The sequence below is a fragment of the Campylobacter sputorum subsp. sputorum genome, from assembly GCF_008245005.1.
GTDB classification, from domain to species: domain Bacteria; phylum Campylobacterota; class Campylobacteria; order Campylobacterales; family Campylobacteraceae; genus Campylobacter_F; species Campylobacter_F sputorum.
Genome location: NZ_CP043427.1, coordinates 889,171 through 902,101, shown reverse-complemented (window position 1 = coordinate 902,101; position 12,931 = coordinate 889,171). Strand labels below are relative to the sequence as shown.

12 protein-coding genes are annotated in these 12,931 nt (G+C 28.1%); all 12 read left to right on the top strand.

Annotated features, from left to right (window positions below):
- Positions 1–13 precede the first annotated feature (13 nt).
- The 12 genes from CSPT_RS04480 to CSPT_RS04425 all read left to right on the top strand — a co-directional run bounded on the left by CSPT_RS04480 (position 14) and on the right by CSPT_RS04425 (position 12,906).
- Positions 14–1,258 carry a nucleotide sugar dehydrogenase gene (locus CSPT_RS04480; RefSeq protein ID WP_089182502.1) on the top strand — a complete coding sequence of 415 codons (1,245 nt, stop codon included), beginning with the start codon at positions 14–16 and terminating at the stop codon, positions 1,256–1,258.
- Between the two features lie 5 nt (positions 1,259–1,263).
- Positions 1,264–2,067 carry a 3'-5' exonuclease gene (locus tag CSPT_RS04475; RefSeq protein ID WP_089182501.1) on the top strand — a complete coding sequence of 268 codons (804 nt, stop codon included), beginning with the start codon at positions 1,264–1,266 and terminating at the stop codon, positions 2,065–2,067.
- A complete protein-coding gene (locus CSPT_RS04470) occupies positions 2,060–2,875 on the top strand; it encodes a DNA ligase (RefSeq protein ID WP_089182500.1) in 816 nt (271 codons plus the stop codon). Before CSPT_RS04475 ends, CSPT_RS04470 begins: the two co-directional genes overlap by 8 nt.
- Positions 2,876–2,884: 9 nt before the next feature.
- Positions 2,885–3,871 carry a UDP-glucose 4-epimerase GalE gene (galE, locus tag CSPT_RS04465; RefSeq protein WP_089182499.1) on the top strand — a complete coding sequence of 329 codons (987 nt, stop codon included), beginning with the start codon at positions 2,885–2,887 and terminating at the stop codon, positions 3,869–3,871.
- Entirely contained in the window at positions 3,868–4,221 is a 354-nt protein-coding gene (locus CSPT_RS04460) for an ecotin family protein (protein WP_089182498.1), read from the top strand. Before galE ends, CSPT_RS04460 begins: the two co-directional genes overlap by 4 nt.
- A gap of 35 nt (positions 4,222–4,256) precedes the next feature.
- A complete protein-coding gene (locus CSPT_RS04455) occupies positions 4,257–5,780 on the top strand; it encodes an MATE family efflux transporter (protein ID WP_089182497.1) in 1,524 nt (507 codons plus the stop codon).
- Positions 5,777–6,517 (top strand): glycosyltransferase family 25 protein, encoded by a 741-nt coding sequence (locus tag CSPT_RS04450; protein ID WP_089182496.1) that lies wholly within the window; start codon positions 5,777–5,779, stop codon positions 6,515–6,517. Before CSPT_RS04455 ends, CSPT_RS04450 begins: the two co-directional genes overlap by 4 nt.
- Entirely contained in the window at positions 6,517–7,566 is a 1,050-nt protein-coding gene (locus CSPT_RS04445; protein WP_089182495.1) for a glycosyltransferase family 4 protein, read from the top strand. The genes CSPT_RS04450 and CSPT_RS04445 overlap by 1 nt, the downstream gene beginning before the upstream one ends.
- Positions 7,542–8,522, top strand: a complete 981-nt coding sequence (locus CSPT_RS04440; RefSeq protein WP_089182494.1) for a glycosyltransferase family 2 protein — start codon at positions 7,542–7,544, stop codon at positions 8,520–8,522. Before CSPT_RS04445 ends, CSPT_RS04440 begins: the two co-directional genes overlap by 25 nt.
- Complete coding sequence (locus CSPT_RS04435) at positions 8,519–9,562, top strand: glycosyltransferase (RefSeq protein WP_089182493.1); 1,044 nt, start codon at positions 8,519–8,521, stop codon at positions 9,560–9,562. Before CSPT_RS04440 ends, CSPT_RS04435 begins: the two co-directional genes overlap by 4 nt.
- Positions 9,559–10,686 carry an N-acetylgalactosamine-N,N'-diacetylbacillosaminyl-diphospho-undecaprenol 4-alpha-N-acetylgalactosaminyltransferase gene (gene pglJ / locus CSPT_RS04430; protein WP_089182492.1) on the top strand — a complete coding sequence of 376 codons (1,128 nt, stop codon included), beginning with the start codon at positions 9,559–9,561 and terminating at the stop codon, positions 10,684–10,686. Before CSPT_RS04435 ends, pglJ begins: the two co-directional genes overlap by 4 nt.
- A gap of 153 nt (positions 10,687–10,839) precedes the next feature.
- On the top strand, positions 10,840–12,906 hold the full coding sequence (locus CSPT_RS04425; RefSeq protein WP_374188422.1) for an STT3 domain-containing protein: 2,067 nt from the start codon (positions 10,840–10,842) through the stop codon (positions 12,904–12,906).
- Positions 12,907–12,931 lie beyond the last annotated feature (25 nt).

Genomic DNA, 12,931 nt, shown 5'->3' with positions numbered 1-12,931 from the left:
ATTTGGAGCAAATATGACAAAAATCGCAGTTATAGGATTAGGATATGTTGGACTTCCATTAGCAGTAGCATTTTCAAATAAATTTGAAGTTATAGGATATGATATAAATAAAGATAGGATAAAAGAGCTACAAAATGGATCTGATAAAACACTTGAGATAAATGATGATGAATTAAAAAACTCACTTAAAAATGGTATAAAATTTAGCTCAAATTTAGATGATTTAAAAGAGTGCAACTTTTTTATAATCGCCGTTCCAACGCCTGTTGATAAAAATAATCGTCCTGATTTAACGCCACTTTTAAAAGCAAGTCAGAGTGTGGCAAATGTGCTTAAAAAAGGAGATATCGTAGTTTATGAAAGCACGGTTTATCCAGGAGCAACAGAAGAAGAGTGTGTGCCAGTTTTAGAAAAATACTCAAATTTGAAATTTAATCAAGACTTTTTTTGTGGATATTCACCAGAGCGTATAAATCCAGGTGATAAAGAGCATACCATTACAAAAATCAAAAAAATTACATCTGGTTCTACGCCACAAACTGCAGATAAAGTTGATGAAACTTATTCAAGTATAATCGAAGTTGGCACTTTTAAAGCAAGCAGCATTAAAGTTGCAGAAGCAGCAAAAGTTATAGAAAACACGCAAAGAGATATAAATATAGCCTTTGTAAACGAACTTGCTATGATTTTTGAAAAAATAGGCATTGATACAAATGAAGTTTTAAAAGCAGCTGGAACAAAATGGAATTTCTTAAAATTTAGCCCAGGTCTTGTTGGTGGGCATTGTATAGGAGTTGATCCATATTATTTAACGCATAAAGCCCAAGAACTTGGCTATCATCCTGAAATCATTCTAGCTGGAAGACGCATAAATGACAATATGGGAAAATATGTCGCAAACCGAGTAGTAAAACTAATGATAAAGCATGACAAAAAGATAAATAATGCAAATGTTTTGGTTCTTGGCATAACTTTTAAGGAAAACTGCACCGACATAAGAAACTCAAGGGTAATTGATGTTATAAATGAGTTAAAAGATTTTGGCTGCGTTGTTGATGTATTTGATCCGTGGGCTGATAAAAACGATGTTTTAAGAGAATATAATATAAATTTGTTAGATAAATTTGATTTAGAAAAATACGAAGCCATAATCTTGGCAGTTGCCCATAATGAGTTTAAAAATCTTGATTTAAACAGCGTAAATGCTGTAACTTTTGATATAAAAGGTGTTTTAGAAAAAGCAGATGAGAGGCTTTAAACAAAATGATATGTGTTTTTGATTGTGAGACAATTCCAGATAGTGATAGTTTAAGAAAAGCTTATGGATATGAAGGAGACGATAAAGAAGTTGCAAATTTAGCCTTTTTAGCTCAAAAAGAAAAAACCGGAAGTGAATTTTTGCCTGTAAATTTTCATAAAGTTGTAGCAATCAGTGCTGTTTTAGCCGATGATTTTGGTAAATTTATAAGGGTAAATACAATTTCAGGTAGTAATGAGAAAGAAAAAATTAGTGATTTTATTAATTTTATAAATAAAAAAAATCCCCGTTTAGCTAGCTTTAATGGGCGTGGATTTGATCTTCCTATGCTTATGATTAGGGCTATGAAATACAACATTCAAGCCCCGGCTTATTTTGAAATAAATAATAAAGAATTTAACAAAACTAAATGGGAAAATTATAGAAGTAGATATGATGGAGTTTTTCATCTAGATTTGCTAGATCATATTAGTGATTTTAGGGCAGTTAGTGGATTAAGCTTGGATATGCTTTGTAAAACTTTAAATTTACCAGGCAAATACGATACTCACGGGGATCAAGTAACTGAGCTTTTTTATGATGATAAACTTGATGAAATTTATCAATATTGCGAAAGCGACACATTAAATACATACTGGCTGTTTTTAAAATATGAACTTTTAAGAGGAAACATTACTATACAAGATTATGCAAACAACATATCTACAATGAGTGAGTATTTGCAAAAAGAAAAACAGGGCATGAGTTATACTGCCGTTTTTAAAGAGTATATAAATGATGAGTTAAAAAGAGTTAAAAACGATGCTTAGAGTTTGCATTTTATTGATTTTTTTTATAAATTTTATAAATGCACAAAGCAGACAAATAATGCTTTTAAGCGAGTATGATGATGAAAATTTAAGCAACTGGTATATAAGCGAAAAGCTAGATGGAGTTAGGGGTGTTTGGGATGGTAAAGAGTTAAAATCAAGAAATGGGTATAAATTTGCCTATCCTTCAAATTTCACGGCTTGTTTTCCAAATTTCGCACTTGATGGTGAGCTTTATACAAAAAGAGGGGATTTTGAAAATATCTCTTCTATAACATCAAAAAGTGAAACTAACAACGGCTGGAAAGAGATAAAATTTTACATTTTTGATATACCAGATATGAATGTAAGTTTTGATAAAAAATATCAAAAAATGCAAGAAATTGCCAATAAATGTGAAAACATAAAGGCAATAGAGCAAAGAGTTGCAAAAAATAATGATGAAGTTTTTAAATTTTTAGATGATATAGTAAAAAATGGCGGAGAAGGAGTTGTAGCAAGAGAGACAAATTTAATATACGAAAATACCCGTTCAAACAAAATTTTAAAACTTAAAAAATTTAAAGATAGTGAGTGCAAAGTTTTAAAAATAAATAAAGGAAACGGAAAGTATAAAAATGCGATGGGTTCTCTTGATTGTAAAGACATAAAAACTGGCGTTATTTTTAAAATAGGTTCTGGTTTTAGCGATGAGTTGCGTAAAAATCCACCACAAATAAATCAAATCATAACATACAAATATCAAAATTTAACTAAAAATAAAAAACCAAGATTTCCGGTATTTTTACGATTTAGAAACGAAATTTAAGGAGAAAAAATGAAAATTTTAATAACTGGTGGAGCTGGATATATAGGCTCTCATGTAACAAAAGCACTTTTAGAGCAGACAAAACACGAAATTTGTATCATAGATAATCTTTGCAAAGGTTCAATGAAAGCCATAAACTCGCTAAAAACCATAAGAGAATTTGAGTTTATAGAAATGAGCTTAGAAGATTTAGAAGATCTTGATGGACTCTTTGCCAAGTCAAAATTTGATGCTATTATTGATTTTGCGGCATTTATAGAGGTTTTTGAAAGTACGCAATTGCCACTTAAATACTATGAAAACAATACTAGCAATGTTATAAATTTAGCAAATTTATGCCTAAAATACGGTGTAAATATATTTTTATTTAGTTCAACTGCCGCTGTTTATGGAGAGCCAAAAAATGGCGAAGTTACAGAAGAAACAGGGCAAAAACCAATAAATCCTTATGGTAGAAGCAAGTTGATGAGCGAGTGGATTTTAAAAGATACAGCACTTGCAAATCCAAATTTTAAATACGGAATTATGAGATATTTTAATGTTGCTGGTGCAAGTAGTGATGGAATGCTCGGACAAAACTATCCAAATGCAACACACCTTATAAAAGTTGCCACTCAAACTATACTTGGAAAAAGAGAAAAAATGTCTATTTTTGGCGATGATTATGATACAGAAGATGGAACTTGCATAAGGGATTATATACATATAGAGGATTTAGCTGATGCACATTTGAGCGTTTTGGATTATGTTAGTAAAAATGGAAGTTCTATTTTTAATGTAGGATATGGTAGAGGATTTAGCGTAAAAGAAGTAGTAAATACTGCTAAAGAGGTAAGCGGTGTTGATTTTAAGGCCCAAATCGCTCCAAGAAGAGATGGCGATCCTGCTATGCTTATAGCAAATAGTGATAAATTAAGAAAATTAACTAACTGGAAACCAAAGAAAGATGACTTAAAACTTATCATCTCTTCAGCTCTTGCTTGGGAAGGAAAATGAAAATTTTACTGATTTTTTGCCTATTTTTAACGACGCTGTTTTGGGGTATTTCCCCAAATCCTAAATATGGGCAAAAAAAAGAGATATTAAAATTAGATAGTAAAAACGAATATCTAATTCAAGTTAAATTTGGTAAAAATTTAGAACTTGATTGTAATCATCATTGTTTTACTGATTTAAATTTAGACAAAAAAACTCTTATTGGTTATGATTACTACGAATTAAGTGGAAACACCGATATGGCTTACGGAAATGTTAAAAAAACTACTAAATTTGTAGAATTTGATTCAAATTTAATCCTACCTTATAACTCAAATTTAGAAAAATCTTTATATTTCAAAAGATTTTAGTATGAAATTTGAAATTTACAGACTTATAAAATAAAATGGGCATAAATTTAATAAGCAGCATTATAGTTTTTATCGTCCAAATGGGCATAAATTTTTTCTTAACACCATTTATTTTAAAAAGCTTGGGAAATGAAGCTTTTGGCTTTTTAAATTTAGCAAATAGCATAGTAAGTTATGGTTATATTTTAAGTGTGGCTATAAACTCCGTAGCTGGGCGTTTTGTAGCATTAGAATACCATAAATTAAATAGCATTAGAGCCAATTACTACTTTTCAACTGTTGTTATTGTAAATATATTTTTTACTATTTTGGTTGCTATTTTATCCGTTATTTTTACTTTAAATTTGGAATTTTTCTTAAACATATCACAAAATTTAACTAGTGATGTAAAGCTTATGTTTTTAGTATATTTTTTAAATTTTTGCTTAGGTCTTTTTAATACAATCTTTACAATCACCGCTTTTGTAAAAAATAAAATTTATATCATATCTATTAGAAATGCGATTTCTAGCATTATATTTGGTCTTAGCATTATATTGTTTTTTTATTTTTTTTCACCAAAACTATATTATGTTGCAATTTGTGCTTTGATTTCTAGTTTTTTTGTATTTTTTAGCACTGTTAGTATTTCAAAAAAAATCGCCCCAGATATCAAATTTAACATTTCAAATTTTAGTTTTAAAATGGTAAAAAAACTTCTAAATTCAGGCATATGGAATAGTTTTAATGCTCTAAATAGGGTGCTTTTAACAGGACTTGATCTGCTTATTTGTAATCTTTTTATATCGCCTGTAGCTATGGGAATTTTATCTGTATCAAAAACCGGACCACTTATAATTGAGTCTTTTGTCGCTACTATTTGTTCTACTTTTTTTCCAAAACTTGTTGAGATTTATTCTAAAAAAAATATTACCGCCCTTATAAGTGAGACCAAATTTTACATAAAAGTTGTAGCTTTTATCATAACTACGCCGTGTGTTATTTTTGTTATTTTGGGGATAGATTTTTTTACTTTATGGCTAAATTTTAAAGAAAAAAGTGAAATTTTAGAAATATACCAGCTTTGTATGATTTCACTAGTTCCTATCATTTTTATCTCTTATGTTTTTGTTTTGTTTAACATTGATAGTGTTACAAATAAGCTTAAAAGACCAGCTATGGCGAATTTAGTGCTAGGAATTAGCACGATTTTATCTCAAATTTTGATTTTAAAATACACTGAATTTGGGCTTTTTGGTATTGTTATCGTAGCTGCTGTGCTTTATAGTTTGAGAATTTTGATTTTTGATATTATAAATGCGAGTTTGAATTTAAGCTTAAACATCTTTACTTTTTATAAACCCATTTTTATAAATATAGCTATTTTTGCTATTTTTTTGATTATTTTTTATTTTTTTAAAAAATTTATTTCCATAAATTCTTGGTTAGATTTTATCAAATTTACAACTATATTTTTATTATTTGGATATACTTTAAACTTCATAATATTGTTTAACAAAAGTGAAAAATCCATTATTTTAAATAAAATTTTTATGAAATTTAAAAGGACAAAGAATTGAAATATGAAATTTATCTCATATCTTTAAAAAAAGATAAAAAAAGAAGGGAATTTTTAAAGAATGAATTTCCTAAATTTTATGATAAATTTAAACTTATAGAAGCTATAGATGGGCGTGAATTTGATGCTTTAAGTTATTATAAAAATATAGCACCGACATTTTATAAAGCGGGTAAAATTTTAAGTCCAGCTGAAGTAGGGTGTGCTTTAAGTCATAAGTTAGTTTATGAGACTTTTTTAAAAAGCAACAACGATATCGCACTTATTTTTGAAGATGATATTATTGGCGATGATGAAATGATAGAAAAAGTGGAGAGTTTTTTGGAAATTTTACCTAAAAATTCTCTTATGATTTGCGGTGGTCAAGATAGCTATAGTGCATTTGCAAAAAATATAAAAGATGAACTTTTTTTAGTAAATGACCTATCTAAGGGGTGTTTTACAAGAGCTTGCTGCTATGCTCTAGATAAAATAGCTGCTAAAAAAATTTTAGATTTACAAAATGATTATTTGTATGTTGCTGATGATTGGACTAGGCTTTTAGCAGACATTAAGCTCTGTTTTTGTGATATTTTTTCACATCCAAAAGATTTAAGTAGTAGCAATATACAAAGCGAGAGAGATTTTGCTAAAATTAAAATAAGCCTTGCTAAGAGATATGAAATTTTAAAATACATACTCAAAACTCGCATTATATCGCTATTTAGTGATTATAAAAAAATCACAAAGGGAAAATAGTGAAAATTTGTTTTATAATCTCTACGCTTTCAAAAGGTGGAGCTGAGAGAGTAATGAGTGTCTTAGCAAATCATTTGAGTAAAGAATTTGATATTACCATTTTTAAATTTGACTCTATGCCACCATTTTATGATATTTTGCCAGATGTTAAGGTTGTGAGTGCAAATTTGAGTGTTGAGAATTTAGGTTTTTTTAAAAATTTAACAAAAAGATTTGAGAAATTCATCGTTTTAAGGAAATTTTTAAAAGAAAATAAATTTGATGCTGTGATTAGTTTTTTGGATTATATGAATATTTTGACACTTTTAGCAAATAAAGATCAAAGAATTTTTATAAGCGAACACACAAATCATAGCTTTTTAAAATCAAAAATTTGGAAAATTTTAAAGCGACTAACATATCCAAAATCAGAGGCATTGTCTGTTTTAACGAGTTATGATTTGCTTTATTATAAAAAATTTGTAAAAAATGTTGAGATTATACAAAATCCTATGTTTGAGTTTCAAAAAAGAGATTTAAAAAAAGAAAATATCATTTTAGCTGCTGGTAGATTAGAAATTTTTAAAGGTGTTGATGTTTTTTTAAAATCGCTTAGTTTGATTGATAAAAATTTGCTTAAAAACTGGAAAATTATAATAGCAGGAGATGGAGTTTTAAGAGATGAATTAGAAAATTTAGCAAAAGAGCTAAATTTAAAAGTTGAATTTTTGGGATTTGTAAAAGATATACAAACTTACTATGAAAAATCAAAGATAGTTGTTGTAACTAGTAGAGCCGAGGGGTTTTGCAATATACTTATGGAAAGTATATTTTTTGATTGTGCAAGAATTTCTACTGATTGTATAGCAGGACCAAGTGAGCTTATAAAAGATAATTTTGATGGTTATTTATGCGAAGTTGATGATGAAAATATGATAGCAAATAGATTAGAAAATTTGATGAAAGATGAAGATTTAAGAGATAAATTTGTGCAAAATGCAAATCTTAGAAGAGATGATTTTTTAGTAGAAAATATAGGAAAAAAATGGATAAATTTGATAAAAGCCTAATAAGCATTATAGTTCCTGTTTATAATGTTGAAGATTATCTAAAAGAGTGCTTAAATTCCATCATAAACCAAACTTATAAAAATTTGGAAATTTTACTTATAGATGATGGTTCAAGCGATAAAAGTGGCGAAATTTGCGATGAGTTTGCAAAAAATGATAGTCGCATAAAAGTTTTTCACAAGCAAAATGGTGGTCAAAGTAGTGCTAGAAATTTAGGTCTTGATAAATCAAAAGGGGATTTTATAAGTTTTGTTGATAGCGATGATGTGTTGGGAGAAAATTTCATACAAAAACTTTATGATATGGCAAGTAAATTTCAAACAAAAATGAGTATGATAAGCTTTCAAGCATTTAGTCAAAATCGACTAAATACCGATATAGCACAAACAAATAGCTCTGAAAAGATTTTAAGTTCAAAAGAGCTTTTAAAGGCAATTTGCACGGCTCATCTTTCTTTTTCGCCATGTATTTTTTTATATAAAAGAGAAATTTTTGATGATTTGCGTTTTCCTGAGGGTAGAATTTACGAAGATATTTTCATATCTTTTGATGTTATACATAAAGCTCAAAACATAGCTTATAGCGATACAAAATACTACTTTTACCGCATTAGAGAAGGCTCAACCGTGCATTCATTTAGTCAAAAAAACTTAATAGCTGTTGATAGTGTGCAAAGATTTACAAATTTGATTAAGCAAAATTATAAAGAGCTTACAAACGAAGCTAATTACGCACTTTGTTCGTCTATGTTTGATACAAGTATTGGTATCTTAAGAAGCAAATCAAGCGAGTTTTATCCTAAAATTTATGAATTTTCTAATCTTATCAAAAAAAAACTATTTAGTGTTTTTATGGTAAAAACAAAATATTTTAAAAAAAAGATTTTGATTATACTTTTAGCCATTCATCCGCTTTTATTAAAGGTAGTTTTTAAAATTTACAAAGGCTTGAGATGAAAATTTTATTTGTCATAGCAGCTCTTAGAAATGGTGGAGCAGAGCGGGTGCTTCAAGTTTTAGCAAATTATTTCATAAAAAATAGTGAAGTTTGCATAGCTATTTTAGAAAAAGATGATGGACTTTATAAATTTGATAAGTCTGTAAAATTTATAAATTTAAATGTTTATGAAAATAGTAGTAAATTTGATAAATATATAAAATTAAGAAAATGTTTTAAAAATGAAAATCCAGATGTCATAATAAGCTTTATAGACTGGACAAACGTAGCTTGCGCTATAGCAAATTTTGGGCTAAACTATAAACTCATAGCAACAGAGCATAATTCTCATGAATTTTTACAAAGCAAAATTTTTACTTTTATAAGAAATGTAGCTTACAGGCGAGTTGATGCATTAACACTGCTTACAAAAAGTGATTTAAATTACTACTCAAAATTTGTAAAAAATTGCGTCATAATGTATAATCCATTTTTCGCAGATTTTCCAGAAATATCAGAAAAAGAAAATATAATTTTAAGCGTAGCAAGACTTGAAAAAGTAAAAGGTTACGATGTTTTTTTTGACGCTCTTTCAAAAACAGATAAAAGCTTACTCAAAGATTACCGCATTTTAATAGCAGGAGATGGCTCTTTAAGAGATGTTTTAGAAAAAAAAGCTAAAAAACTAAGCTTAAATATCGAATTTTTAGGTCATATAACAGATATAAAAGAAATTTATAAAAAAGCTAAAATTTTTGTGCTTGCTTCATATAGTGAAGGACTTTCAAATGTGCTAATAGAAAGTGCATTTTATGAATGTGTTAGGATTTCTAGCAAAACAGCTGGGGGAGTTGAGCTTATAGAAGATGGCAAAACTGGATTTTTATTTGATATAGGAAATAGCGATGAACTTGCTAAAAAACTTGAAATGGCTATACTAAAAGAGGATTTAGGCAAATTAATAATTAAAAATACAAAAGCTACTTTAGAAAATTTTAAAACTGAAAATATAACAAAAAAATGGGAAAACCTTATAGAAAATTTGGTGGAGAAAAAATGAAAAAAATAGCTGTTTTTATCTATTCTATGGCTGGTGGTGGGGCTGAGAGAGTTGTAAGTAATTTGCTAGGTGAGCTTATAAAAAAATACGAAGTTCATTTAATTATTATGAATGATAGGTTGTATTATGATATACCAAATGAAGTAAATACTCATTTTATAGAAAAATCCGCACCATTTGAAAATGGCATAAAAAAATTATTAAAACTTCCATTTTTGGGCTTAAAATATAAAAAACTTTGTAATAAACTTGGAATTGACATACATTTTGTATGGATGAATCGCCCTTGTTACATTGCTGGTTTTGCTAGAATTTTTGGATTAAAAGGAGCTATGATATTTAACGAATGCTCAACACCATCAGTGCTTTATAAAGAAAAAAATTTAAAATCATTTATAAGTAAAACTTTGCTTAAATTTTTGTATCCAAAAGCTGATTTAATAATGCCAAATTCACTTGGAAATTTGATTGATTTAGAGCAAAATTTTGGTATAAAAAAAGACAAAATGTGGGTTTTATATAATGCTATTGATATGCAAACCATAACCAAACTTTCAAATGAAGAAATAGATAAAAATCTCAATAAACCATTTTTTTTAAGCGTTGGTAGGCTTGATAGTGGTAAAAATCATTCTCTTTTAATAAGAGCTTTTTCTAAACTTAAAAATGATAAATTTGATTTGGTTATATTAGGAGAGGGTGTATTAAAAAACGAACTTCAAAACCTTATAAAAGAGTTAAATTTAGAAAATAGGGTGCATTTAATGGGCTTTGAAAAAAATCCTTATAAATATATGAGCAAATGTTATGCTTTTGTATTTGTTAGTCTTTTTGAGGGCTTTTCAAATGCTTTGATAGAAGCACTTGCGTGCGGAAAATTTATCATATCAAGCGATCATAAAAGTGGTGCAAGGGAGCTTTTAGGCGATGACGAATGGGGTGTGTTGGTTCCTGTTAATGATGAGCTTTCTACACAAAATGCTATGCAAAAAGCAATAGATGATGAGAGTTTTGTTAAAACTTATGAGCAAAAAGCTAAAACAAGGGCTATGTTTTTTGATAAAGTTAAAATCACAAATGAGTTAATCCAAAAAATAGAAGAAACTCATAAAAATATGGCTTAAATAAATGTTATTTATATATCTATTATATAAAATAAGATAAAATTGTAGTTTTCTTTGGGATAAATTTTTGTAAAAACAAGGTTTTGTATGTCAAATTTTAATTTCGCTAAATTTCTAAATAAATTACCTAGACTTTCTAAACATACTATTTTAATGATTGTTTTAGCTGTTTGTTTTGGGATATTTTGCAGATTTTACTGGGTAGTTTGGGCTAGTGCTTATCCGCATTTTATATGGAATGATCAGCTTATGATAAGCACAAATGACGGATATGCATTTGCTGAGGGCACAAGAGATATGATAGCTGGTTTTCATCAACCAAACGATCTTTCTTACTATGGCTCATCTCTTTCGACGCTTAGCATGTGGTTATATAACATTTTGCCATTTTCATTAGAAACTATACTTTTGTATATGAGTACATTTTTATCTCCACTCTTAGCTGTGCCTTTGATACTTATAGGTAAAGAACTAAACGCTTCAAAAGCGGGTTTTATAGCTGCACTTCTAGCTATTATTGCAAATAGTTATTATAATAGAACAATGAGTGGATATTACGATACGGATATGCTAAATATCACTCTTCCTATGATGGTTTTTTGGAGCATAACAAGACTTGTTCAAAGAAAAGAGAGAGTAAATTTAATATTTATTCCGGTTTTTATGGCGATATATGGATGGTGGTATCCATCTTCTTACTCACTATTACTTGCCATGATTGGAATGTTTTTTTTATATACCATTGTTTTTGAAAGATACGAAAAACTAAACTATGAAGCTATGGTTTTTATGATTTTAGCAATCACAAGCTTTTCTATACAAATTAAATTTATTATAGTTATTGTTTTGTATGCTTTAATCTATTTTTACCAAAGATTTTTTGATAAAAAAGTAATATTTGCATTAATTATGGCTTCGTTAATATGCTTTATATGGCTTGGCGGGCTAAACCCTATACTTTTTAACATTAAATTTTATATATTTAGAGACATTGCAGATAGCGGTGATGCTGTTTTTAAATTTTTCAATGTAAATCAAACAATAAGAGAAAGTTCTGCGATAGATTTTAACACAGTTGTAACTAGGATTAGCGGGCATTTAATAGTATTTTTGGTATCTATTATAGGATATATTTTATTTATAAAAAACAATAAAATTTTACTACTAACTTTACCGATTCTGTTTTTGGGTCTTATGTCATTTAAAAGTGGTTTAAGATTTACAATATACTCAGTTCCAGTAATGGCTCTTGGTTTTGGCTATTTTGTTATGTATTGTTTTGCAAAAATAGATATAAAAGATCGTTTTTTAGGTTATGTGTTTTTATTTGTTGTAACATTTAGTGCATTATATCCATCTTTAAAACATATTTATGATTATAAAGTATTTCCTGTTTTTACACATAGCGAAGTTGAAAGTTTGGATAATTTAAAAAATATTGCAAAAAGAGAAGATTATGTGCTTTCTTGGTGGGATTATGGTTATCCGATCAGATATTATTCAGATGTAAAAACTCTCATAGATGGAGGAAAACATCTTGGAAGTGATAACTTCGCCGTTAGCTTTGCACTTGGAAGCGATCAAAATAGCTCTGCAAATATGGCAAGATTAGAAGTTGAATATACAGAAAAAAATTATGAAGAAAAATTTGGATTAAATTTAAAAAAGATGATGAAAGATTATAATGCTACAAATGTTAATGAGTTTTTATTATCATTAAAAGATGAAAATTTAACTCTGCCAAAGCAAACAAGAGATATTTATTACTATTTACCAGATAGAATGATATACATATATCCGATAGTGCTAGATTTTTCTAGACTTGATTTGACAACAGGGCAAGAATTTGCCCAGCCGTTTTTTATGGTTAGTGAGAGATTTTCAGCTACAAATGATAATCAAATAATGTTAAATAACAATGTCATATTAAGTAATGATGGCACTAAATTATCGATAAATGGCAACTCTTATAGTGTAAATACATATGTTGAAACAAGTTATGATCAAAACGAAAAATTAAATGTAAATTATTTTAACATAGATCCAAATAGCAATTTTTATGTGATTTTTATGAAAGATTATTTGAGAATTTTGGTTTTAGATAAAACTTTGTATGATAGTGCGTATATTCAACTTTTTGTATTAGAAAATTATGATAAAAATTTATTTGAACCAGTGATTTTAAACGGATCAACTAAAATTTATAAACTCAAAAAATGATAAAATTACTTTTAAATTTAAAGGT